The sequence below is a fragment of the Phenylobacterium sp. genome (assembly GCF_041920015.1).
In the GTDB taxonomy this organism is placed as follows: domain Bacteria; phylum Pseudomonadota; class Alphaproteobacteria; order Caulobacterales; family Caulobacteraceae; genus Phenylobacterium.
Window position 1 is genome coordinate 1 of the sequence record NZ_JAYRST010000047.1, and the last position, 22876, is coordinate 22876.

The window sequence follows — 22876 nt, forward strand, 5'->3', positions numbered from 1 at the left end:
ACCCTCGTGCCATGGGCGACCGCGCCAGCTCGATCGGAAAGCGCGCGCTCGCCCACCCCAACCATGGCGTCAGCAAACGCTGTGCACTAACATCGAAACTGGATCACCCCGTGGGGGCAGGCCACAGTCGCGGATGGCGTCGGCCACCATCGCCACAGGCTTGACGGTAGGATGCATCGCCAGGGCGTCGTTGCGTCCGGCGCCCAGGCTGCTGACGCCGGGATAGTCCCAGACATTGGTGCGATAGCGACCGCCGCCGCCAAGGCCGAAGGTGTTGGTGTGGGGGGCGGTCCCGACCTTGAAGACGAACACCAGCTCGTGCTTGGAGCGGTAGAAGGTCCCCATGCCGCCATTGGTCTTGTTCCAGACGCAGACGTTCTTCAGGTCGCTGAAGACGGCCTGGCCGGCCGTAAGCAGTTCGCCGATGTGACGCCAGTCCATGCAGACAAAGGCGATGGCCCCGTCACGGCACATGGCGGCCGAGACCGCGAGCGACTGCAACAGGAAGTGCATGAACTCGATTTCGGACATCTCGCCCGCCGCCATGGCGAACTCGCGATGGCGGATGGCGCCCAGGCCGGTGACGTGACCGTCGATCGGAACATTGTACGGCGGGTCAGTGAAGATCAGGTCGGCTTGCTCATTCCCCATCACCGCTACGTAGGGGGAGGGCTCGCGCGCATCGCCGCAGACCAGCTTATGGCGACCGAGGATCCAGACATCGCCCGGCCGGGTCACGGGCGCGCTGGTTACGATGGGTACTTTGTCCTCGCGCGCGGGCCCGCGATCGGGATTGGCGTCCTGAGCGGCGTCGAGAATGAAATCGGTCTCGGCGATGCTGAAGCCCACGGCGTCCAGATTGAAGTTCAGGTCAATGAGCGCCTGGAGTTCGATCGCCAGCGTCTCGCTGTCCCAGCCTGCGTTCAGGGCGAGCTTGTTGTCGGCCAGCACATAGGCGCGGCGCTCGGCCTCGGACAAGTGCGATAGCCGTAGCGTCGGCACGGTCTCCAGGCCGAGCGTCTTGGCGGCCTCCACGCGGCCGTGGCCGGCGATGATCTCGTCGTTGTCGCCGACCAGGATCGGGTTGGTGAAGCCAAAGCGCTGCATGCTGGCGGCGATCTGGGCGATCTGCTTCTTCGAATGCCGCCGCGCATTGCCAGGATAGGGCCTCAGATCGCCCGGCCTGCGGAGCTCGAGAGATGGGTGTGTGAAAGGGATCGGAGAGGTCATGACGCGAGCGTGCACGAGCTCGCGATTCGCGTCAACTTATTGATAAATATAATCTAAATTGACGGCGCGGTCAATGGGGAATGTGCCAATTGCGCCTTTCAAGAAATCTGGGCTTCTGGCCTTAAAAAGTCTCTCCGCATCCTCACTGTCCCGACTGCGCTGCTCCAGGGTTTCGACATTGAGCGCGGCGTCATGGGGAATGTTCGAAGTGAGGAGGTTCGCACCATCGGCGCGCGTTTAAGACCGATGCGAACATTCCCTGTTCAAGCTCGTGAAGATCCCTGTTTTCGACCTTGGATTTCCCTGTTCTGCGGCGGGAGACATCCCTGTTCCAGTTCTGGAGGCGCGGCGGATAACGGCCTGTAAGGGGCGGATTTATCAGGTGTTTTTTTGTTTCCAGGCGCAGGCGCCCAGGCCCTTCAACCGGTAATTTCTTTGCATAACAGGGAATAACAGGGAAAGGGCCACGCCACAGGGAAACCAGACCGTTGGCGGGACTCGCAGAGACGGGGCGCTGTTTGGGCCGATTTTCTGGGGAAACAAGAGGCCGAAATTGGCCCCTGCAGTCTGATATGCGCGGCAATTCGCACGTGAATTCCGGCAGCTATCCGGACCACGGCGAAGGGAGACAAGTCGCAGGGACTGAATGGCGGTGAGAGAGGGATTCGAACCCTCGATAGGCTTTCACCTATACACGCTTTCCAAGCGTGCGCGATCGACCACTCCGCCACCTCACCACAGGCCTTGAAGGGCGTGAGGCCCCTCGCGGAAGGCGCGCAATATACTCATGCGGCCTGCGCGGGCAAGCGGCCTTGGCGTGCGGCGTGCAATCGCCGCGTTCCGACCCTATGTTTGCGGCGAACCTCATTGATCGGGCGCGCCATGCTCTTCGCCAAGAAGTCCCTCGAACTCCCCACTGTCGACACCGCCCTGCCGGGGCGGGCCACGCCGCTGCCGACCGCGCAGGCCCATTTCGTCAACGGCCGGCCGCTGAAGGGGCCCTATCCGGACGGGCTGGAGATCGCCGACTTCGCCATGGGCTGTTTCTGGGGCGTGGAGCGCAAATTCTGGCAGGTCCCCGGCGTCTGGACCACGGCCGTCGGCTATCAGAACGGGATAACGCCCAACCCCACCTATGAGGAGGTCTGCAGCGGCGGGACCGGCCATGCGGAGGCCGTGCGCGTGGTGTTCGACCCGCGCGTGGTCACCTACGAGGACCTGCTGAAGGTGTTCTGGGAGAACCATGACCCGACCCAGGGCATGCGTCAGGGCAACGATATCGGCACACAGTACCGATCCGGAATCTACGTCCACAACGACGCCCAGGGCGCGGCGGCCGCGGCCTCGCTGCAGGCCTACCAGCAGGCGCTGTCGGCGCGCGGCTACGGCGGGGTGACCACCGAGATCGCCGAGGCGCCGGAGTTCTATTTCGCCGAGGACTATCACCAGCAGTACCTGGCCAAGAACCCGCACGGCTACTGCGGGATCGGCGGCACCGGCGTCACCTGTCCGATCGGCGTCGGCGTCCGCGCGTGACGCGGGCGGAGGTCGAGGCCATCGCCCTGGCCCTGCCCGCGGCGCAGAAGGTCATCCAGTGGGGCGGGGCGGAGGTCTACAAGGTCGGCGGCAAGGTGTTCGCCATCTGCGGCTTGCGCGGGGGCTTGTCGTTCAAGGTCACCGAGATCGGTTTCATGGTGCTGACCGATGAAGGCGGGCCGGGCCGCCAGGCGCCCTATCTCGCCAAGGGCCAGTGGGTGATCGTCGATTTGGAGGACGCCGGGGCCGAAGAGGCGCGTGGCTGGATCGCCACGTCCCACGACCTGATCGCCGCCAAGCTGACCCGAAAGGCGCGCGTCGAACTGGGGCTTTAGCCGCCTTCGATCAGCCGGCGCAGGTCGCGGATCGCCCGCGCGGCCGGCGAGCGGCGCTGGCGCATGACCAGCAAGCTCACCGCCGCCAGGGTCACCATCACGAAGGCCTGCGGCCCGAACAGCCAGGACGCGGCCGCCAGCCCGAAGTAATAGCCGCGGACTCCGCGATTGAAGGCCGACAGGGCCGGGTTCATCAGCCGGGCGGCGATGTCGCCATAGGCGGCCTGGAACGCCTCATCCTCGCTCTGCGGCGCCGCGCCGATCACCGCCAGGCAATAGTTCATCTGGCGAATCGCCCAGATGAAGTCGAGCAGCCCGCGCGCCAGGGTCAGCAGCACCAGGGCGATCTGCACCTCGAACAGCAGGCGAGAGGAGGTCTTCAGCACCTCCAGGCTGGAGGCGCTCTTGAACGCGCCTTCGCCGCCGAACAGCACCCCGGCCGCCCCCGCGATCAGGATCAGGTTCGAGGAGGCGAAGAACGAGGCCGAGTTCAGGGTGTGGCCCAGCAACTGGCCGTCCATGAACTTGTTTTCGCGCCCGGCCATGGTCCGCATCCAGGCGGCCCGGATCACGGTCATGTCGGTGTTGATGACGCCGCGCCCGCGGGCGACCGCCTTCAGCATCGGCTCATAGGCCAGCCACAACGCCAGGAAGACGGCCAGGGCGGCCATATCGGCCAGGGAAAGGGCGCTCAGGATGTTCAAGGCTCGGCGTCGGTCTCTGGCGGCGGGGCGTCCGGCCGCCGGCCCCTCGGCGCGGCGACACACGATCCTCCATACCTCGCCGCGCCGGCCGGGGCGCGGATATTCCGCGACCGTCGGGTCGGGGCGAAGCTAGATGCGTCCCATCAGTACCAGGATCAGCACGATGACCAGGACGAGGCCCAGGCCCCCGGTCGGCATGTAGCCCCAACTGCGCGAATAGCCCCAGGTCGGCAGGGCGCCGATCAGCAGGATGATCAGAATGATGAGCAGGATGGTTCCCAGGCCCATGACGTTTTCTCCCTCCAGCGCCGGGGGCGGCGCCTCAGGTGAAGGCCAACGGGCGGGCCGAACGGCGGTTCCGTCCGGCGTCTGGGCGCCGGATCAGCGGTCGGCGAGGTCGGCGGTGTGGATCGCCCCGTCGCTCCGTTTGACGCCCAGCGCATAGAGCAGGCCGATCAGCCAGCCCTTGTTCAGCGGCAGCAGCAGCAGGGAGACGAGCGCCAGCGGGATCAGGGTCGCCGGCAGGATGATCGCGGGCGAGGCTTGCCAGATCACCGGAAACAGCAGCAGCGGCGCCACGACCATGTGGCCCACCATCAGGATGGTGAAATAGGCCGGGCCGTCGTCGGCGGGGTATTTCGACAGGTTGTGGGCGCAGGTCGGGCAGGCGTCCTGAACCTTCAGATAGCTGCGGAACAGCTTGCCTTGGCCGCAATGCGGACAGCGGCCCTTCAGGCCCCGGAGCATGGATTGCACGAACATTCGAACGCCGCCTGACTGAAGCGTGACAGCTTCGAATGGAAGCCGGCCTAAGCCGCGTCGCGCCCTGACTTCAAAGACTGGCCCCGATATGAGCCTTCCCGGCGGTGAAGGAAAGGCCCCGGCGTCGCCTTGTCGCGGAACGCTCCAGCCGCCGAGGCGCTATCTGCCCGGAAGGGAGACGTCGATGGACGACGAAAAACGCCGCGAGCATCCGGTGCACGGCTACACCGGCCCGACGACGCCCGCGGAGGACGCGGCGCGCGAGGCGCCGCCCGCCGCAGTGCCGCCGCAGGACAAGAAGCGCATCGCCGAGGAGGCCTCGCGCCAGGAGGACGCTTGAGGCCTTAGAGTATTCCGCCGAAGCGGCCGCCGGCTCGGCGCAGAAAATGCTCTGAATTCAAAGAGCCTAGCGCCGGGCGTCGTTCGCCGCGCCGGTGACCGCGCTGCCGGCGGCCTGCACGTCCTTGCCGACGCCGGCCACGGTGTTGCAGGCGGAGGTCAGGAGCGCCGCGGCGACGGCGGCGAGGACGACGATCTTGCGCATGGAATAGGTTTCCCTCGGAATAGGACGGCGTCACATGGCGACGCTTCGCGACGCAATTTAGGCTGGGCCGTGGCGGCCGATCAATCAGGGCCGATCTGGTCCTAATCGGCGTCCATCTTCAGGGCGGCGATGAAGGCTTCCTGCGGAATCTCGACCTTGCCGAACTGGCGCATGCGCTTCTTGCCCTCCTTCTGCTTGTCGAGCAGCTTGCGCTTGCGGGTCATGTCGCCGCCATAGCACTTGGCCGTCACGTCCTTGCGCAGGGCGCGGATCGTTTCGCGCGCCACGATGCGCCCGCCGATCGCCGCCTGGATCGGAATCTGGAACATGTGCTGCGGGATCAGGTCCTTCATCCGCTCGACCATCGAGCGGCCGCGCGTCTCGGCCCGGCTGCGGTGGACCAGCATCGAAAGCGCGTCGACCGGCTCGGAATTGACCAGGATCGACATCTTCACCAGGTCGCCCTCGCGATAGCCTTCGATCTGGTAGTCGAACGAGGCGTAGCCCTTCGAAACGCTCTTCAGCCGATCGTAGAAGTCGAACACCACTTCGTTGAGCGGCAGGTCGTAGACCACCAGCGCCCGGCTGCCGACATAGCTCAGCTCCCGCTGCTCGCCGCGCCGATCCTGGCAGAGCTTGATGACCGAGCCGAGATATTCGTCCGGCGTCAGGATCGTCGCCTTGATCCACGGTTCGCTGATCGAGGCGATCTTCACCGGGTCGGGCATGTCGGCGGGGTTGTGCAGGTCGATGACGCTGCCGTCGGTCATCTCGATCTTGTAGACGACGCTGGGCGCCGTCGCGATCAGGTCGAGGTCGAACTCGCGGCTCAGCCGTTCCTGGATGATCTCCAGGTGCAGCAGCCCCAGGAACCCGCAGCGGAAGCCGAAGCCCAGCGCCGCCGAGGTCTCCATCTCGTAGGAGAAGCTGGCGTCGTTCAGGCGCAGGCGGCCGATGGCCGCGCGCAGGTCCTCGAAATCGGCCGCGTCGACCGGGAAGAGGCCGCAGAACACCACCGGCTGCACTTCGCGGAAGCCGGTCAGCGCCTCGGCGGTCTGGCGCTTTTCCTCGGTGATGGTGTCGCCGACGGCGGCGTCCGACACCTGCTTGATCTGGGCGGTGATGTAGCCGACTTCGCCGGGGCCGAGTTCGTCGACCTCGGTCTGCTTGGGGCGGAACACGCCGATCCGATCGACCTGATAGGTCGCGCCCGCGTTCATCATCCGCACCCGCTGGCCGGCCTTCAGCACGCCGTCGAACACGCGCACCAGCACCACGACGCCGAGATAGGGGTCGTACCAGGCGTCGACCAGCAGCGCCTTCAGCGGCGCCTCGCGGTCGCCCTTGGGCGCGGGCAGGCGGGTGACGACGGCCTCCAGAACGTCGGCGATGCCGACGCCGGTCTTGGCCGAGCACTCGACCGCGTCCGAGGCGTCGATGCCGATCACGTCCTCGATCTGCTGGCGCACGCGCTCGGGCTCGGCGGCCGGCAGGTCGATCTTGTTCAGGACCGGCACGATCTCGTGATTGTTGTCGATGGCCTGATAGACGTTGGCCAGGGTCTGGGCCTCCACCCCCTGCGAGGCGTCCACCACCAGGATCGAGCCCTCGCACGCGGCCAGGCTGCGGCTGACCTCATAGGCGAAGTCGACGTGGCCGGGGGTGTCCATCAGGTTGAGGACATAGTCCTCGCCATCCTTGGCGCGGTAGTGCAGCCGCACGGTCTGCGCCTTGATGGTGATGCCGCGCTCGCGCTCGATCTCCATGTTGTCGAGGACCTGCTCCTTCATCTCGCGTTGTGAGAGGGCGCCGGTCTCCTGGATGAGCCGGTCGGACAGGGTCGATTTCCCGTGGTCGATGTGGGCCACGATGGAAAAATTGCGGATGCGGGACAGGGGCGTGGTCATTGCGCCCCGCCTCTAGCACATTCGGCGGATATCGCGAGTAGGCTCGGCGCGCGGCGCCGTCATGGTTAATCGGCCGTTAAGCCTGTGGCCGCATTCATGTCCATCGGGGATGTGAGGCTCGTTCAAAGCTTCAGGGAAAATCGCGACACATGGACCGCCGCACACTGATCGTTTCTGGCCTGGCCACCCTGGGCGTCACCGGCTGCGCCACGGCGCGGCCGCAGGACCCTGGCTCGCTGCCGCCGCCCTCGCCCAGCGCGAGCGCCAATCCCAGCTATTCGACCGGCCAGGCCGAGACCTACAGCCGCGACGAGATCGTCAACACCGTCTCCGATTTCCTGGGCGTCACCGCCGAGGCGGCCGGCGGGGCGATCGAGCGCGTCTTCCAGGACAATGGCCGTCCGACCGCCTACATCGCCGGCGAGGAGGCTTCAGGCGCCTTCGTGGGCGGCGCGCGCTATGGCCGCGGCCTGCTCTACATGAAGAACCGCCAGCCGATGGAAGTGTTTTGGCAGGGGCCGTCGGTCGGCTGGGACTTCGGCGGCAACGCCAGCCGGGTCTTCACCCTCTGCTACAATCTCCAGTACCCGGAAGTGATCTTCCAGCGCTTCCCGGGCGTGGAGGGCTCGGCCTATCTCGTCGCCGGCCTCGGCGTGAACTATCTGCGCTCCGACGACGTGACCATCGCACCGATCCGTGCGGGGGTGGGTCTGCGGCTGGGCGCCAATGTCGGCTATCTCGGCTTCAGCCGCCAACGCCGGACCTTGCCCTTCTGACGGCGGTCATGGGGGCGATGCGGCCGGTCAGCGAGACCAAGTGGATTCGGTGCCAGATCGGCGCGGACGTGCTGGTCTTCGCCGCCAGGCCCGAGCTGCGCGAGCGGCACAAGTCGATCGTCGTCCTCATCCATGACGCCGCGAGCTCGGTGGAGGATCTCGCGCCCTGGTTTGGCCAGCTCGAGCCGGAGGCCGAGCTGGTGCTGTCGGTCCTGCCGGGCCACGGGAACGCGCCGCCCCTGACCGCGCGCGGGTGGGACGTGCTGGTCGAGGCCTATGCCGGCAGCCTGCGGACCTTCGCCCAGGGCCGGCGCGTGCTGGTTGCGGGCCTCGGCCTCGGCGGCCTCCTGGCCCTGGCGCTGAACGCGCGCGGCTACGCCGCCGTGGCCTTCGATCCGTTCTTCGCCACCGCCGGACGCCGGCCGCTGGAGGAAGCGCTGGAGCGCGCCGTGCAGAGCGGCTGCTCGCCCGATCCCGATTTCCTGTTCGAGACGCTGGGCTGGCGTGAGGGGGCGATCGAGCAGAACCGCAGCTATGGCGGCCTGCTGGACCGGCTGAAGGCTCCCGCCCTGGTGGTCTGCGGCGAGGCCTCCCTGACGCAGGCTCCGTCGCTGATGGACGAGGCCGATCACGCCCTGGCGGCGGCCTATCCCGACCTGCGCGTGCAGGTCGCCGCCGGCTGCGGCCACGATGTCCTGAGCCAAGCCCCCGACCTCTGCCGCGATATCCTCTTGGACGAACTGGCCCGCGCCTAGAGCCCTTTAGGGTTTGGTGGAATCACCAAACCCGTTGAAAAGGGCTCTAAATCAAGACTGTAGAGCGCGTTCGGGCGGGCGAACCGCTTACACTTCGCCCTAACGCGCTCTGAGCCGCCGGCCGCAAGCCTCAGTGCTTGTCGGTCTTGCCCGCCAGCCAGTCCATCAGCGCCAGCAGCACCCCCGACACCACGAAGGTCACGTGGATCACCACCAGCCACATCAGGCTGCGGTCGGACAGCTCCTTGCCTTCCGACAACTCCATGAACGCCTTGAGCAGAGCGATGGCCGAGATCGCCACGATCGAGGCGATCAGCTTCATCTTCAGGCCTGAAAAGTCGACCGTACCCATCCAGCTCGGCCGGTCTTCGTCGTCGGCGGTGTCGATCTTGGAGACGAAGTTCTCGTAGCCCGAGAAGATCACGATCAACAGCAGGTTGCCGGCCAGCGACAGGTCGATCAGCGACAGCACCATCATGATCGCCTGGTTGGGCTTCATGACGAACAGGTGCGACAGCTCGTGGACCGCCTCGTTGAAGAACACCACCAGCAGCGCGATCAGCGCCGCGACCAGCCCGACATAGAACGGCGCCATCAGCCAGCGCGAATGGAACAGCCCGGCCTCCAGCCAGCGCTCGGCGGTGGGCTTGGGCTTGCGGCGCGCGATGTCGGGCATGCGGTGAGGGTCTCTCCTTTGAACTTCGAGGAGAGACCCCGACCTGCGCTTTCAGGTCAAGCCCGCAGCTTCGCGCCAGTGGCCTTTTCCGCCGCGGCGACCACCTTGGCCGACAGGGCCTCGATCTCGGCGTCGGTCAGGGTCTTCTCGCGCGGTTGCAGCAGGATCTCCACCGCCACCGACTTGGCGCCGTCCGGCACGCCGGTTCCGCGATAGACGTCGAACACCCGCGCCTGGGTGATCAGCGCCTTGTCGGCGCCGGCCACGGCCTTGGCCAGGTCGTCCGCCGCCACCGCCTCGTCCACCAGGAAGGCGAAGTCGCGCGACAGTGGCATCAGGGCCGAGAGCTCCAGGGCCGGCTTGGTCTTGGCAGCCTTCCTCTTGGGCTCAGGCACATTGTCCAGCACCAGTTCGAAGGCCAGGACCGGCCCGTCCACGTCCAGCGCCTTCAGGATGCGCGGATGAACCTCGCCGAACTCGACCAGGTTGGTCTTGCCCAGGCGCAGGGCCGCGGCCCGGCCCGGATGCCACCAGGCCGGCAGGCCGCTCTGAACCACCTGCAGCGAGCCGGTTGGAGCGCCGATGTCGTCCAACAGCGAAAGCAGGTCGGCCTTCAGGTCGAACAGCGGGTCGGCGGCGATCCCGTCCCAGCGGCGCGGAGCATGCGGGGCGACCACGGCGCTGATCGCCGTCGCCTGATCCTCCGGCCTGTCGCCGCGATAGAACGGGCCGATCTCGAACAGGGCCACGTCCGGGAAGCCGCGATTGGCGTTGCGGCCCGCCGCCTCGATCAGGTTCGGCAGGATCGACGGGCGCATGCAGTCGAGGTCCGAGGCGATCGGGTTGGTGATCACCAGCTCGGGCGCGCCGCCGCCGAACAGGGCCGCGGTCTCGCGCTTGGTGAAGCTCCAGGTGATGGTCTCGGCATAGCCCTTGGCGGCCATGGCCCGGCGGCCGGCCCGCATCCGCGCCTGTCGGGCGGTCAGCACCCCGCCCGGCGGCAGGGCGATCTCCGGCAGGGGCGAGGCGGGCAGGGCGTGATAGCCCTCGATCCGCGCCACCTCTTCCACCAGGTCGGCCTTGCCTTCCACGTCGCGGCGCCACGACGGCGGCTGAACCTTGTCGCCGTCGAAGGAGAAGCCCAGGTCGCGCAGGATGTCGTCGATGCGCTGGGCGGTCAGGTCCAGGCCCGAGAGCTGCTTCACATAGGCTCGGTCGAAGGCGATGACGCCCGGCGCAGGCAGGGCCTCGCCGACCAGCGACACTTCCGACGGCTCGCCGCCGCAGAGGTCCAGGATCAGCTTGGTGGCCAGCTCGATGCCGGGGACCAGGCTTTCGGGATCGACGCCGCGCGCGAAACGGTACTGGGCGTCGGAGTTCAGCGTCAGCGTACGGCCAGTCTGGGCCGTTACGATCGGGTCGAACCAGGCGCTTTCGATGAAGACGTCGGTGGTGGCCTCGTCGCAGCCGGTCGAGGTTCCGCCCATCACCCCGCCCAGGCCGATGGCGCCCGAGGCGTCGGCGATGACGCTGATCTGCGGCGTGACCGCATAGGTCTTGCCGTCCAGCGCCTCCAGGCTCTCGCCGTCCTTGCCGGCGCGGGCCTCGATGAAGCCGCCGGAGAGCTTGGCCACGTCATAGACGTGCAGCGGCCGCGCGCGGTCGTAGGAGAGCAGGTTGGTCACGTCGACCAGGGCGTTGATCGAGCGCAGGCCGATGGAGGTCAGCTTGCGCTGCAGCCACTCCGGCGAAGGGCCGTTCTTCACGCCGCGGATCAGCCGCCCGGCGTACTGGCGGCAGCCTTCCGAACCGTCCAGGCGGATCTCGATCGGGTTGGGGAACTTGCCTGGGACCGGCGCGACCCCGACGTCCTTCAGCACGCCCAGGCCCGCGGCGGCCAGGTCGCGCGCGATGCCGACCACGCCCAGCCAGTCGGGGCGGTTCGGCGTCACCTCGAAGTCGATGACCGCCTCCAGGCCCAGGGCCTGCGCCACCAGGGTCCCGACCGCCAGTTCGTCCGGCAGCTCCATGATCCCCGAGGACTCGCCGGCCACCTCCAGTTCGGAGGCCGAGCAGAGCATGCCGTTGGAGACCACGCCGCGAACGGGCTTCTCCACCAGGGTCACGCCCAGGCCGGGCACGTAGGCGCCGATGGGGGCATAGACGACGGTGATCCCGGCACGCGCGTTCGGCGCGCCGCAGACGATCTCCTTGCGGCCGTCGCGTGTCTCCACCTGGCAGACGCGAAGGCGGTCGGCGTTGGGATGCTGGACAGCCTCGACGATCTTGGCGACCGAGAACGCCGCCAGCCTGGCCGCCGGATCGTCGACATGCTCGACCTCCAGCCCGGCCATGGTCATGGCGTCCACGACGTCTTGCGTCGTGGCTTCGGTCTCCAGGTGATCCTTGAGCCAGGAAAGCGTGAACTTCATGGTCGTCTCTTCCTAGATCCTCCCCCTTAGGGGGAGGTGGCGTTCGGAGCGAAGCGACGGGCGACGGAGGGGGCCAGCGGCGGCGGCTGGCGTCCTATTCCCCCTCAGTCCGCTTCGCGGACAGCTCCCCGGGAAGGGGAGCAATTGGGTCGTGGCGCGGCTCAGGAGAGGCCCGACGCCTGGTTCGGCGCGGCGAAGGCCGAGAAGCCGTAGTGCTCCAGCCAGCGCACGTCGCTCGCGAACATGTCGCGCAGGTCGGGCATGCCGTACTTCAGCACCCCCAGCCGGTCGACGCCGCAGCCGAAGGCGAAGCCCTGCCACACGTCCGGGTCCAGGCCGCAGTTGCGCAGCACGTTCGGGTGCACCATCCCGCAGCCGAGGATTTCCAGCCAGTCGGTCCCCTGGCCGATCTTCACCTCGCCGCCGGACCGGTCGCACCGCACGTCCATTTCGGCGCTCGGCTCGGTGAACGGGAAGTGGTGCGGCCGGAAGCGGGTGACCACTTCCGGGGTCTCGAAGAACCGTGCCAGGAAGGTCTCCAGCGTCCACTTCAGGTGGCCCATGTGGATCGCCTTGTCGATCACCAGGCCTTCGATCTGATGGAACATCGGCGTGTGGGTCTGGTCGGAGTCCTTGCGGAAGGTGCGTCCCGGCACGATCACGCGGATCGGAGGCTCCTGCCCATTAGCGATCCAGCCGGGCAGCTTCTCGTTGACCTTGTGCATCACCCGCACCTGCACCGGACTGGTGTGGGTGCGCAGCACCTTGCGCTCGCCGTGCTCGTCTTCCGGCAGGAAGAAGGTGTCGTGCATCTCCCGCGCCGGATGCTTGGGCGGGAAGTTCAGCGCCGTGAAATTGTTGAAGTCGGTCTCGATGTCCGGGCCTTCGGCGACCGAGAAGCCCATCTCGGCGAAGACCGCGATCATCTCGTCCATGACCTGCATGGTCGGATGCACCGAGCCCTTGCGCCGCGGCGGGGCGGGCAGGGAGAGGTCGACCCGCTCGGCCGCCAGCCTGGCGTCGAGGGCGGCGGCCTCCAGCACCTCCTTGCGGGCGGCGATGGCGGCCTGGACCCGGTCGCGCAGGCCGTTGATCTGCGGGCCGCGCTCGCGCCGCTCGTCGGGGCTCATGCCCCCCAGCGATTTGAGCAGGTCGGAGATGGAGCCGGACTTGCCGAGGGCGGAGACGCGCACGGCCTCAAGGGCGGCGGCGTCGCTCGCGCCGTCGACGGCGGCGAGGATTTCAGCTTCGAGTTGGGCGGTCATGACGGGGCTGCTTTAGAGGGTGGCGAGGGGCGCGGGAAGAGGGCAGCAAAAAGCCCTCCGGCGGTTCACGCCGAAGGGCTCTCGATTGCTCAGTGAGTCCGGGGACTCAAACGGCCTCAAGCCAGGGCGGCACGAACCTTGTCGGCGATGGCCTTGAACCCGGTCGGATCGTTGCCCGCGATGTCCGAGAGGACCTTGCGGTCGATTTCGATCCCGGCCTTGTCCAGGCCGAAGATAAACTGCGAGTAGGTGAAGCCTTCCAGACGCGCAGCGGCGTTGATGCGCTGGATCCAGAGCGAGCGGAAGTTGCGCTTGCGGACCTTGCGGTCGCGGTAGGCGTACTGTCCGGCCTTGTCCACGGCCGCCTTGGCGGCGCGGATGGTGTTCTTGCGGCGCCCGTAGAAGCCCTTGGCTTGCTCGAGAACCTTCTTGTGCTTGGCGTGGGCGACGACGCCCCGTTTCACGCGAGCCATGTGTCAGTTCTCCTTAAAGGCCGTAGGGGAGCCAAAGCTTGACGATCTTGGTGTCAGCTTCGGTCATCACCTTGGTGCCGCGGTTCTGACGGATGTACTTCGCGTTGTGGCTGATCAGGCGGTGACGCTTGCCCGCCACGCCGGCCTTCAGCTTGCCGGTCGCGGTCATTTTGAAGCGCTTTTTCACGCCCGATTTGGTCTTCAACTTCGGCATTTCTCTGCAGAGCCTTGTGGGCCCTGTCCTCTGGCGTATTGATGAGCCGCCCTGGCATGCCTTTGGCCAGACGACTCCGAAGAGCGGGGCGTTTACGTCAAACCCTCAGCGAAGGCAAGGCTTTGAGTCGGGCTGCGACGACTTGAGGCCTTCGGGATATAGGTGCAGGCGAAGGTTTGCGCCGAGGATTCCATGACGTCCGCCAAGTCGTTTCGTCACCGCATGCTGGGTCCGTTCGCCGCGCGCCCGCGGCTGCTGGCGGCGATAGGGGCGGGGGGCGGCGCCTGGGCGCTGCTGCTCCTGGTTCCCAGCGACCTGTCGCTCACCACCAGCGCCATCCTCGCCTGGGACGTCACCTGCGCGGTCTACATCGTGGCGGCCGTCGCCATGATGTGGCGCGCCGACGAACACCGCATCCGCTCCACGGCCGCGACCCAGGACCAGGGCCAGGGCGTCATCCTCGCCCTGGTGATCGCCGCGGCGGCGGCCAGCATCTGGGTGATCGCCAAGGAGCTGTCGGCCGCCAAGGCCGATGTCGGCCTGCTGAAGGCGCTGCGCGTGGCCCTGGTCTTCGCCACGGTCGCGGCCTCCTGGTTCATGGTCCAGCTCGTCTTCGCCCTGCACTATGCGCACGAATACTACGCGCCGGGGGACAAGCCCGGCGCCGACGCTGGCGGCCTGCTGTTCCCCGGCGGCGAGGCGCCCGACTACTGGGACTTCCTGCACTTCTCGATCGTCATCGGCGTCGCCAGCCAGACCGCCGACATCGCCTTCACGGCCAAGGGCCTCCGGCGGGTCGGCACGGTCCACGGCGTCACGGCCTTCACCTTCAACACCGTGGTTCTGGCCCTGACGATCAACCTGCTGGCCGGGCTGTTCTGAAGCCGGCGCGTCAGGCGACCCGCGGCGTGCGCCGCATGATCTGCAGCGCCAGCCAGGTCGCCGGCACGATCAGCACCGCCGTCACCACGAAGGCCGCGCCCGGATCGACCAGCGAGAAGAGCTGGCCCGCATAGATCGGGCCGCCGATCCGGGCCAGGGCCATGTTCGACATGTTGAGGCCCAGGGTCTCGCCCTGCCGGTCCGGCGGCGTCGACTGCGAGATCAGCGCCGTCAGGCAGGGAAAGCAGATCGACTGGCCGAAGCAGACGAAGGCGAAGCCGACCATCGCCACATGCCAGTTGGGCGAGGCGAACTGGAAGATCATGCCCACCCACATCGCCGCCAGGCCCGCGGTCAGCACGCGCGTCTCGCCGAACCGGCGCACCAGCGAGCCGGTCATCACCCCCTGGCAGAAGGCGCCCAGCACGCCGATGGCCATGAAGGCGAAGCCGATCTGCCGCGGCCCCCAGCCGAACCGCTGCTCGGTCCAAAGGCCGTAGGTCGCCTCGATGCCGGCGAACCCGGCGACGGTGATGAAGCTGATGATCATCACCCGGGCGATGATCGGATGAGCCATGACCTCGCGCAGCACCTCGATCTGCCGTGGGCGCGGGCCGCTCCTCGGCTCCGGCCGGCTCTCGCGGACGAAGACCAGCACAGCCAGGGCCGACATCAGCCCGAAGGCGGCGGCGGCGAACAGCGGGATCTGGAACCCGAAGCGGCCCAGCTCGGGATGGGCCAGCAGCCCGCCCAGCGCAGGCCCGACCATGAAGCCCAGCGAGAAGGCCGAGCCCATCAGCCCCATCTTCGCGGCCCGCTCCTCCGGTCTGGTGATGTCGGCCAGGCTGCCTTGCAGGGTCGAGATGTTGCCGGAGAGGAATCCGCCCACGAACCGCGCCAGGAAGGCCAGCCAGATGGTGGGGGCGAAGGCCAGCGCCACATAGGACAGCGCCCCGCCGGCGATGGTGAGCATCAGCACCTTGCGCCGGCCCGTGCGGTCGGACATCCGGCCCCAGAACGGCTCGCCCAAAAACTGCCCGAACGAGAAGGCCGAGAACAGCAGCGCCACTTGCCCGGCGTCCGCCTGCAGCGACTTTCCGAAGAACGGCAGCAACGGGATCACCAGGCCGAACCCGGCCATGTTCAGGAAGATGACCGACAGCAGCACGACGAGGGCTCGATTGTCGCCCCCGGCCTCTTTCGTCTCGGGAGCGTGGGCCATGTCTTAAGCCTCGCTTCCCTGCTCGGGCTCGCGCGCCGCGCGCATCGCCTGCACCCGCCGGCTGGCGGCCAGGGCCAGGAAGATGGCCGGCGCCACCACCGCCGCCCCCAGCCAGAACGGCCCGTCCAGCACCACCGGGAAGATCAGGCCCGCGCAGAACGGCCCCACCACCCGCGCCAGGGCGCCGGTGGCGTTGTTGAGGCCGAGAATCTGGCCCTGCCGATGCGGATCGGCGGTCTGGGAGATCATCGCCCCCACGTTCGGGAACGCCACCGACTGGCCGATGGCGGTCAGGCACATCAGGGCGATGACCATCGGCATGTTGACCGAGAACGGCTGTCCGGCCGCAGCGATCACCGTCAGGGCCATGCCGATCGCCAGCATCCGGCCCTCGCCATAGCGCTCCGACAGCCGTCCGGTGAGGAAGGTCTGGGTCAGGGCCGCGCAGACGCCGGTGAAGGCGAAGACGACGCCGATCTCGCGCGGACCCCAATTGAACTTCGCCAGCGCCCAGAGACCGAAGGTGCTCTCGATGCCGGTGAAGGCGAAGCCGACCATGAAGGTCAGCAGCATCAGCCGCCCGATGACCGGGTGTCCCACCGCATCGCTGATCGCGCCCCAGCGGCTGGGGCGATGGGTGATGGCCTGGTCGCGGGTCTTGCTCTCGCGGATGAACAGCGTGATGGCCAGCACGCACAGCGCCGCCAGGCCCGAGGCGATGAACAGCGGCACCTGGAAGCCGATGGGGCCGGCGTTCGGATGGGCGAAGATGCCGCCGATCGACGGGCCGACGATCAGGCCGACGTTCCACGCCGCGCCCTGGTAGGAAAGCTGGCGCGCGCGTTTCTCGGGCGGGGTCACGTCCGAGATGTAGCCTTGCACCACCGCTCCGTTGCCGGCGGCCAGCCCGCCGACCAGGCGGATGAAGAACGCCGCCCAGATGTTCGGTGCGAACGCCAGCGCCAGGTAGCACAGGCAGTTGCCGGTGATGGTCGAGATCAGCAGCGGCTTGCGGCCGTACTTGTCCGACAGCCGTCCCCAGAACGGCTCGCCGAAGAACGCTCCCACCGAATAGGCCGAAAAGATCAGCGCGATCTGCCAGGCCGGCGCATCGAACGACTTGGCGTAGAACGGCAGCAACGGGACGATGATCCCGAAGCCCAGCATGTTGATGAAGATCACGGCGATCAGCGCCGGCGCCGCCAGCGGCGACGGTGCGGCCGCACGCCTCTCGGAGTCGGACATGTGAACGCTGTTAAGCGGACCTGCTCTGCGCCGCAAGCTCGGACGCGAGCCGAATTTGCAGGACCGAACGCAGTGCGGCTTCAAGGCCTCAGTATGGACGAAAGGCGGCCCGCCGAACCCCGGTTCTCAGCGCTCGGTCGCCGCCTCGCCACGCCAGGCGCGCGCCAGCTCCGCGACCGTGGCGAACCGCTCGGCGGGCGGCGCCGCGCAGGCCCTGGCCATCGCCGTGTACTGATGCGCCTCGCCGCGGAAACCGGCGCGCGCCAGCCCGCCGTCGCCGAGATATTCGGCCATGGCGCGGCCCAGGTTGAAGACCGTGGTGCGCTCGTCGATCACCGCGCCGCGCTCGAACTCCTCGGGCGCCATGAACCGGGTCGAGCCGAACATCCGGCCCATCTCGTTCACCGTCGGCCCGCGGTGATAGTTGTCCAGGTCGATCAGCCTCAGCCGGCGGCCCTCGAAGTCGTAGATGATCGAGCCGTCATAGAAGTCGCCCGCGATCCATCCCGCCCCGCAGAGCTCGACATGCGCATCGAGGATGGCGTCGATCGCCGCAGCGGCCTCGGCCGGCGGCAGGCTGCGAAACCGGCGAAAGGCGCTGGCCGGATCGTCCCGCCGCTTGGCGGGCGCATGCACCAGCTCGCCCGTGACCCATTCATAGACCAGCATCGGGCCCCAGCCGGATTGGACGGCCCCGGCCAGGGCGGGAAGAACGGGGCTGCGCACCGACTGCGCCAGCGTCTGGGCGTTTTCCAAGAGGGCGATACGCTCCGCGTGCGACAGGAACGGCGCCGTGTCCTGCGGATCGCCCGCGCTCTTCACGAACCACCGCCGCCCGCCCGCCTCGACCCCGAACGAGACGTTGCCGGAATCCTGCGTCCGTGAGTCGAACCGCGTGAACACCCTTCCGACCCTGTTCAGATAGTCGGCGGGGGCAAGGTCGGGCCGGTCGGCGAACGGATGATTGATCAAGGCGCGTCTCCTTGGATTCGGCGAACGGGGATGACGTTCGATCCTGGCCCCTTATGGTGGGCGCACGTTGTTCTGCAACCTCGGCCCGCTTGGTTCTCATGCCCGCAACCAACCCCGACGATCCGGCCGACCTGCGCCGCGTGGCGGCCTATTTCGGGCTTGTCGGCCTTCTGACCCTGCCGTTCTGGATCGCCGCCGCCTTGATCAAGACAAGGCTGATACCCGGCCTGTCGGTCGCCGCCCTGGCGGTGGTCGCCCCTATGCTCGCCGCTGTGATTGTGGAGGCCCGAGCTGGAGGGATCGCCGCGGTCCGCGCCCTGTTCGGATCGCTGGGCCGCCCCGGTCGGCGCATGGTCTTGGTCGGATTCTACGCGGTGGCGATTCCATTGGCGGTCGGCCTGGCGGCCTGGGGCTGGTCGGGGGCGAACGGCAGGCTGGCGTTCGCCGCCGCGCCGTCGTTGATGGCGCTGTTCCTCGTCGCCGCCCTCGCCGAGGAAATCGGCTGGAGCGCCTTCGCCGCCCGGCGTCTGGCCCGCGCGGGCCTCGGCGTGACGAGCATCGGCATGGTCGTCGGCCTTGCCTGGGCGCTCTGGCATTTCCCGGCCTTGATCGACCTTGGCCGCTCGGCCGGCTGGATCGCCTGGTGGTCGCTCGGAACCGTCGCCCAGCGGATTGTGATGGTCTGGCTCTACCAGCGTGGCGGATCGTGGATCTGGGCACCGATTCTCTTCCATGCGTTCGCCAATGTCGCCTGGCAGGTGGCGGGCGACGCCTTCGATCCCCGCAGTCACGGTCTCGCCATGGCCGCGGTCGCCGCCCTGGTGGTGCTGGCGCGCCCAAAGTCGGCGAACGGGTGATCGATCAAGGCGGTGCTCCTCCATCCGGCTCGTCCCGATATTCGACTCCACCAGATAGACCCGATCCCCAGGGCCATGCTTGGCGACCTTCAGCAGGTCGACGACGCCGGCGAAGCCCGAGCGGCGGGCGAGATCGGGCGTGACGTCCGCCAGCGTGATCTCGCGCAGCGCGGTCACATGGATCGCGCCAGGCCCCAGGGCGTAGCGGCCGCCGACCTTCACCCGTGGCTTTTGCCAGATGCGGACGCTGCAGGTGACTTCGCCGCGCATCACCGGCTCGCGAAGTTGCTTGGTGAACATCATGGCGGGCCTCACGCGGCGAGGTTCGGCCGGGCGCGCGGCGGGCGCAAACGAAAACGGCCGCCCGAGGGCGGCCGTTCGCGGGTCTTTGAATCTCGTCCTAGCGCGGGGCCAGGATCATGATCATCTGCCGGCCTTCCATGCGCGGCTCGTATTCGACCTTGGCGACCTCGTCGAAGTCGGCCTTGACCTTCTGCAACAGCTTCATGCCGAGTTCCGGGTGCGCCAGTTCGCGGCCGCGGAAGCGCAGGGTGACCTTCACCTTGTCGCCTTCGTCGAAGAACCGGTGCATCGCCTTGGTCTTCACTTCGTAGTCGTGAATGTCGATGTTCGGACGGAGTTTGATCTCCTTGATCTCGACGACCTTCTGGCGTTTGCGCGCTTCGTTCTTCTTCTTCTGCTCCTGGAACTTGAACTTGCCATAGTCCAGGATCTTGCAGACCGGCGGGTCCGCGTTGGGCACGATCTCGACCAGGTCGAGGCCGGCTTCCACAGCGGCCTCCATGGCGGCCGACGTCGGCATCACGCCCTGCTTCTCGCCATGCTGGTCGATAAGCAGAACCTTGGGGACGCGGATCTCATCATTGATGCGCGGTCCGTCTTTGACGGGCGGCGCCTGCATCGGGCGGCGAATAGGCTTTCGCTCCTAGAGCTGTTGAAACACGTACGGCCGGCAGCGAGGGCGCTCCGGTCGGGCAGCCATATATGACGAAGGCCATGCCCTCGATCAAGCGGTGCTACACCGGCGGCAGCAACGCATTCGCCGCCTGTAGGACCTCGGCCACAGATAGATCGCCAAGGTTTCCGGATCGTAGCACGGTCACATGTCCGCGCGGCGCGGCCAGTTCTGGGTCCGAGGCGCTGGAGAACAACACCACGGTCGGCGAGCCGGTGGCCGCGGCCAGGTGCAGCGGCCCGGTGTCGTTGCCGACCACCAGGGCGGCCTTGGCGCCCAGCACCGCGATCTTGGCGAAGTCGGTGCGGCCGGTCAGGTCGCGGGCCTGGCCCACCTCGCGCTGGATCTGGCGGGCCAGCGCGCTCTCCTGCAGGCCGCCGATGACCACGATGTCGTAGCCCCGCTCGGCCAGGATCTTGCCGAGTTGGCCATAGCGCTCGGCCGGCCAACGCTTGTCCAGCCGGTGCGCCGATCCGCCCGGCACGAAGAGGACATAGGGCCGCGGCTTCACCCCGCTGGGCGTGGGCCGGTTCTGCGGCGACTTAGGCGGCACCCACGACAGGTCCGGCCCCGGCGCGCTGCCCGGCTCGGTCGGCGCATCGGGCCAGATGCCGGCGTATTTGAGCTGGTCGGCCTGCCGCTCCAGGGTGTGCATGCGGTTCCGGTTCGGGTTCTTGTGCGGCAGGGCGCAGCCGGCCGCGATCCCCGACCATTCCGGCGGGAAGGGCGCGAGCATGTGGAAGATGCGCGCCGACTGGGCCGAGGTCTGCAGGTCGTAGACCCGGTCGTATTTCGCCGCCTTCAGCCGCTTGCGCAGGGCCAGCCATTCGCCCAGCCCCTGCGGCCGCCCGTCGGTTTCCACCGCGTTGAAATAGGGGCTCGCCTTGGCCAGCGCCTCGAAGGGCGGGGTGGTCAGGAGGGTGATGTGCGCGCGCTTGTGCGCCTCGCGGATCTTCTTCATCGCCGCCAGGGCCAGGACGAAATCGCCCAGGGCCGACAGCTTGATCACCAGGATCTTGCGGACTTCGCGGCTCATGGGCGGGCGAAACCGGAACTGCGCGCCGCCAGCACCTGGGCGTAGGCGTCCAGCGTCGCCTCGCACATCGCGTCCACCGAATAGAGCCGCCGCGCGCGGTTGGCCGCGGCCTGGCCCATGGCCGCCAGGCGCGCCGGGCCCATCTCGATGGCCTTGGCCATGGCGTTCGCCCAGGCCTCGGCGTCGTCCACCTTGACCAGCCAGCCGGTCTCGCCGTGCAGCACCGTCTCGGTGGTGCCGCCGTGGTCGCTGGCCAGGACCGGCTTGCCCATCACCTGCGGCTCGACCGCCGTGCGGCCGAAGGATTCCGGCTTGGTGGTCGGCAGCATGGCGATGTCGCAGATCTGATAGGCCGCCGGCATGTCGTCGCAATGGCCGACCAGCGAGACGTCGCCCGACAGGCCCGCCGCGGCGATCGCGCCCTCGACCTCCTCGCGATAGCCCGTGCGGCCCTGGTCGTCGCCGGCGAAGATGATCAGGAAGTCCTCGCGCCCCTGCGCCTTCATCAGCCGCGCGGCCTCCACGATCATCAGGTGGCCCTTGATCCGCGTCAGCCGTCCGGCCAGCAGCAGCTTCACCCGCCGGTCCTTGGGATCGAGGCCCCAGGCCTCGCGCAGCGCCTGCACGCGCTCGGCGCCCACCCAGCTCGGATTGAACCGCTCCAGGTCCACTCCGCGCGGGATCGAGACGATCCTGGCCGGATCGATCCCATGTTCGGCCAGCACGTGGTCGCGGGTGTAGTTGGAATTGGCGATGACAAGGTCGCCGCGGGTCATCACCGCATTGTACCAGCGCTTGAGGCCGTTCCTGGCGTTGTAGACGCCGTGATAGGTCGCCACGAACGGCGTGCCCGTCGCCTGGGCCGCCCACAGCGCCGAGAAGGCCGGCGCCCGGCTGCGCGCGTGGACGATGGAGACCTTCTCCTTGCGGATCAGGTCGACCAGCCGCGCGGCGTTGCCCAGCATCACCAGCGGGTTCTTGGTCTGCACCGGCATCTGGGCCAGCCGCCCGCCGTCGGCCTCCAGGCGCGCGGCCATGCGCCCGCCGCGGGTGGCGACCAGGGCCTTGCCGCCGGCGCGCACGACCGCGTGGGCCACGTCGATGGTGGTCTGCTCGGCCCCGCCGGTCTCAAGCTCCGGCACGACCTGCAGAAGGGTGAAGTCTGGGGGAAGCGTCACGCCGCCCTGCATAGCGCAAGCCTTCGTTTGGTAAACCCCGGCGGTGCGCTAAACCCCCTCACACTTGCGCGTTATAAGGCCCGAAATGACCGAGACCAGCGGATTTCTCGCCCGGCCGGACGGCCATCGCCTCGCCTGGCGGAAGGTCGAGGGCGCCGGCCCTGTCGTGGTCTGGCTGGGCGGCTTCCGCTCCGACATGGCCGGAACCAAGGCCCAGGTCCTGGCCGACTGGGCCCAGGCGCGCGGCCGCGCCTATGTCCGCTTCGACTATTTCGGCCACGGCGAGTCGGACGGCGACTTCGCGGACGGAACGATCACCCGCTGGCGGGACGACGCCCTGGCGGTGCTGGAGCATCTGACCCAAGGCCCCACGGTCCTGGTCGGCTCGTCCATGGGCGGCTGGCTGTCCTGCCTCGTCGCCGGCGCGGTTCCAGATCGCGTGCAGGCCATGGTGCTGATCGCCCCGGCCCCCGACTTCACCGAAAAGCTGATGGCGCCGGAGATGACGCCAGCCGACCGCGCGCAGATGGCCGCCAGCGGCGTCTGGCTGCGCCCCTCCGATTACGGCGATCCCTATCCCATCACCCGCCAGTTGCTGGAGGATGGCGCCCGCTGGTCGATCCTGCCGGGGCCGGTGAACATCGACGTGCCGGTTCGCATCCTGCAAGGCGGCGCCGATCCCGACGTGCCCTGGCGCCACGCCCTCGACCTCGCCCAGGCCATCCGCGGCCAGGACGTGGTCTTCAGCCTGATCAAGGACGGCGACCACCGCCTCTCCCGCCCCCAGGACCTCGCCCGCCTGACCGCGGCGCTGGAGGAGCTTGCCGTCTGAGCCCTGGGGCGGGGCGACGAAATTGGTGTCAGGCGAATAAGAAAGATGCTCCCCCGCTGGGGGAGCT

At 67.9% G+C, this 22876-nt stretch carries 25 protein-coding genes and 1 tRNA gene; 8 read left to right on the forward strand and 18 right to left on the reverse strand.

What is annotated here, in order from left to right; translation table 11 throughout:
• Positions 1 to 69 precede the first annotated feature (69 nt).
• Entirely contained in the window at positions 70 to 1230 is a 1161-nt protein-coding gene (locus ACE3TL_RS10970) for a site-specific DNA-methyltransferase (RefSeq protein ID WP_374578727.1), read from the reverse strand.
• A 647-nt stretch (positions 1231 to 1877) separates the two neighbouring features.
• Positions 1878 to 1967: transfer RNA gene (locus tag ACE3TL_RS10975), tRNA-Ser, on the reverse strand.
• Positions 1968 to 2112: 145 nt separating this feature from the next.
• Between ACE3TL_RS10975 and msrA the strand changes: the two genes are divergently transcribed.
• Together msrA and ACE3TL_RS10985 are read left to right on the forward strand one after the other, a co-directional pair.
• Positions 2113 to 2766 (forward strand): peptide-methionine (S)-S-oxide reductase MsrA, encoded by a 654-nt coding sequence (msrA, locus tag ACE3TL_RS10980; protein ID WP_374578728.1) that lies wholly within the window; start codon positions 2113 to 2115, stop codon positions 2764 to 2766.
• Positions 2763 to 3101, forward strand: a complete 339-nt coding sequence (locus ACE3TL_RS10985; RefSeq protein ID WP_374578729.1) for an MmcQ/YjbR family DNA-binding protein — start codon at positions 2763 to 2765, stop codon at positions 3099 to 3101. The genes msrA and ACE3TL_RS10985 overlap by 4 nt, the downstream gene beginning before the upstream one ends.
• Here ACE3TL_RS10985 and ACE3TL_RS10990 read toward each other — a convergent pair.
• The 3 genes from ACE3TL_RS10990 to ACE3TL_RS11000 form a co-directional block, all read right to left on the reverse strand.
• On the reverse strand, positions 3098 to 3805 hold the full coding sequence (locus ACE3TL_RS10990; protein WP_374578730.1) for a DUF599 domain-containing protein: 708 nt from the start codon (positions 3803 to 3805) through the stop codon (positions 3098 to 3100). The genes ACE3TL_RS10985 and ACE3TL_RS10990 overlap by 4 nt on opposite strands.
• A gap of 129 nt (positions 3806 to 3934) precedes the next feature.
• Positions 3935 to 4093, reverse strand: a complete 159-nt coding sequence (locus ACE3TL_RS10995) for a DUF3309 family protein (protein ID WP_374578731.1) — start codon at positions 4091 to 4093, stop codon at positions 3935 to 3937.
• Positions 4094 to 4186: 93 nt separating this feature from the next.
• On the reverse strand, positions 4187 to 4567 hold the full coding sequence (locus ACE3TL_RS11000; protein ID WP_374578732.1) for a DUF983 domain-containing protein: 381 nt from the start codon (positions 4565 to 4567) through the stop codon (positions 4187 to 4189).
• A gap of 184 nt (positions 4568 to 4751) precedes the next feature.
• Here ACE3TL_RS11000 and ACE3TL_RS11005 point away from each other — a divergent pair, with 184 nt between their 5' ends.
• Positions 4752 to 4907 carry a hypothetical protein gene (locus ACE3TL_RS11005; protein ID WP_374578733.1) on the forward strand — a complete coding sequence of 52 codons (156 nt, stop codon included), beginning with the start codon at positions 4752 to 4754 and terminating at the stop codon, positions 4905 to 4907.
• 66 nt (positions 4908 to 4973) lie between these two features.
• Here ACE3TL_RS11005 and ACE3TL_RS11010 read toward each other — a convergent pair whose 3' ends face one another.
• Both ACE3TL_RS11010 and lepA read right to left on the reverse strand, forming a co-directional pair.
• Positions 4974 to 5111, reverse strand: a complete 138-nt coding sequence (locus ACE3TL_RS11010) for an entericidin A/B family lipoprotein (RefSeq protein WP_374532159.1) — start codon at positions 5109 to 5111, stop codon at positions 4974 to 4976.
• Positions 5112 to 5212: 101 nt separating this feature from the next.
• The gene (lepA, locus tag ACE3TL_RS11015) at positions 5213 to 7018 is read right to left on the reverse strand and encodes a translation elongation factor 4 (protein ID WP_374578734.1); all 1806 of its coding nucleotides are present in this window, start codon (positions 7016 to 7018) and stop codon (positions 5213 to 5215) included.
• 149 nt (positions 7019 to 7167) lie between these two features.
• Here lepA and ACE3TL_RS11020 point away from each other — a divergent pair, with 149 nt between their 5' ends.
• Positions 7168 to 7794 (forward strand): DUF1134 domain-containing protein, encoded by a 627-nt coding sequence (locus ACE3TL_RS11020; protein ID WP_374578735.1) that lies wholly within the window; start codon positions 7168 to 7170, stop codon positions 7792 to 7794.
• An 8-nt stretch (positions 7795 to 7802) separates the two neighbouring features.
• Complete coding sequence (locus ACE3TL_RS11025) at positions 7803 to 8549, forward strand: alpha/beta fold hydrolase (RefSeq protein ID WP_374578736.1); 747 nt, start codon at positions 7803 to 7805, stop codon at positions 8547 to 8549.
• Between the two features lie 130 nt (positions 8550 to 8679).
• Here the strand turns inward: ACE3TL_RS11025 and ACE3TL_RS11030 are convergent, their stop codons facing one another.
• The 5 genes from ACE3TL_RS11030 to rpmI form a co-directional block, all read right to left on the reverse strand.
• The gene (locus tag ACE3TL_RS11030; protein ID WP_374578737.1) at positions 8680 to 9225 is read right to left on the reverse strand and encodes a TIGR00645 family protein; all 546 of its coding nucleotides are present in this window, start codon (positions 9223 to 9225) and stop codon (positions 8680 to 8682) included.
• 56 nt (positions 9226 to 9281) lie between these two features.
• Positions 9282 to 11657 (reverse strand): phenylalanine--tRNA ligase subunit beta, encoded by a 2376-nt coding sequence (pheT, locus tag ACE3TL_RS11035; protein WP_374578738.1) that lies wholly within the window; start codon positions 11655 to 11657, stop codon positions 9282 to 9284.
• Between the two features lie 161 nt (positions 11658 to 11818).
• Positions 11819 to 12922, reverse strand: coding sequence for a phenylalanine--tRNA ligase subunit alpha (gene pheS, locus ACE3TL_RS11040; protein ID WP_374578739.1), 1104 nt, complete (start codon positions 12920 to 12922; stop codon positions 11819 to 11821).
• Positions 12923 to 13038: 116 nt separating this feature from the next.
• Positions 13039 to 13395, reverse strand: a complete 357-nt coding sequence (gene rplT / locus ACE3TL_RS11045) for a 50S ribosomal protein L20 (protein WP_183771798.1) — start codon at positions 13393 to 13395, stop codon at positions 13039 to 13041.
• Positions 13396 to 13408: 13 nt separating this feature from the next.
• Positions 13409 to 13609 (reverse strand): 50S ribosomal protein L35, encoded by a 201-nt coding sequence (gene rpmI, locus ACE3TL_RS11050; RefSeq protein ID WP_267233414.1) that lies wholly within the window; start codon positions 13607 to 13609, stop codon positions 13409 to 13411.
• A 192-nt stretch (positions 13610 to 13801) separates the two neighbouring features.
• Here rpmI and ACE3TL_RS11055 point away from each other — a divergent pair, with 192 nt between their 5' ends.
• Positions 13802 to 14491, forward strand: coding sequence for a DUF1345 domain-containing protein (locus tag ACE3TL_RS11055; protein ID WP_374578740.1), 690 nt, complete (start codon positions 13802 to 13804; stop codon positions 14489 to 14491).
• A 10-nt stretch (positions 14492 to 14501) separates the two neighbouring features.
• Here ACE3TL_RS11055 and ACE3TL_RS11060 read toward each other — a convergent pair whose 3' ends face one another.
• From ACE3TL_RS11060 to ACE3TL_RS11070, 3 genes are all read right to left on the reverse strand, one after another.
• Complete coding sequence (locus ACE3TL_RS11060) at positions 14502 to 15713, reverse strand: MFS transporter (RefSeq protein ID WP_374578741.1); 1212 nt, start codon at positions 15711 to 15713, stop codon at positions 14502 to 14504.
• A 3-nt stretch (positions 15714 to 15716) separates the two neighbouring features.
• On the reverse strand, positions 15717 to 16958 hold the full coding sequence (locus ACE3TL_RS11065) for an MFS transporter (protein ID WP_374578742.1): 1242 nt from the start codon (positions 16956 to 16958) through the stop codon (positions 15717 to 15719).
• A gap of 126 nt (positions 16959 to 17084) precedes the next feature.
• Positions 17085 to 17930 (reverse strand): hypothetical protein, encoded by an 846-nt coding sequence (locus tag ACE3TL_RS11070; protein ID WP_374578743.1) that lies wholly within the window; start codon positions 17928 to 17930, stop codon positions 17085 to 17087.
• Between the two features lie 98 nt (positions 17931 to 18028).
• Here ACE3TL_RS11070 and ACE3TL_RS11075 point away from each other — a divergent pair, with 98 nt between their 5' ends.
• Positions 18029 to 18787 carry a CPBP family intramembrane glutamic endopeptidase gene (locus tag ACE3TL_RS11075; RefSeq protein ID WP_374578744.1) on the forward strand — a complete coding sequence of 253 codons (759 nt, stop codon included), beginning with the start codon at positions 18029 to 18031 and terminating at the stop codon, positions 18785 to 18787.
• 400 nt (positions 18788 to 19187) lie between these two features.
• Here ACE3TL_RS11075 and infC read toward each other — a convergent pair whose 3' ends face one another.
• The 3 genes from infC to ACE3TL_RS11090 all read right to left on the reverse strand — a co-directional run bounded on the left by infC (position 19188) and on the right by ACE3TL_RS11090 (position 21977).
• Positions 19188 to 19709 (reverse strand): translation initiation factor IF-3, encoded by a 522-nt coding sequence (infC, locus tag ACE3TL_RS11080; protein ID WP_374578745.1) that lies wholly within the window; start codon positions 19707 to 19709, stop codon positions 19188 to 19190.
• Positions 19710 to 19824: 115 nt separating this feature from the next.
• Positions 19825 to 20799 carry a glycosyltransferase family 9 protein gene (locus ACE3TL_RS11085; RefSeq protein ID WP_374578746.1) on the reverse strand — a complete coding sequence of 325 codons (975 nt, stop codon included), beginning with the start codon at positions 20797 to 20799 and terminating at the stop codon, positions 19825 to 19827.
• A complete protein-coding gene (locus ACE3TL_RS11090; RefSeq protein ID WP_374578747.1) occupies positions 20796 to 21977 on the reverse strand; it encodes a glycosyltransferase family 4 protein in 1182 nt (393 codons plus the stop codon). Before ACE3TL_RS11090 ends, ACE3TL_RS11085 begins: the two co-directional genes overlap by 4 nt.
• An 85-nt stretch (positions 21978 to 22062) precedes the next feature.
• Between ACE3TL_RS11090 and ACE3TL_RS11095 the strand changes: the two genes are divergently transcribed.
• Entirely contained in the window at positions 22063 to 22809 is a 747-nt protein-coding gene (locus ACE3TL_RS11095; protein WP_374578748.1) for an alpha/beta fold hydrolase, read from the forward strand.
• Positions 22810 to 22876 lie beyond the last annotated feature (67 nt).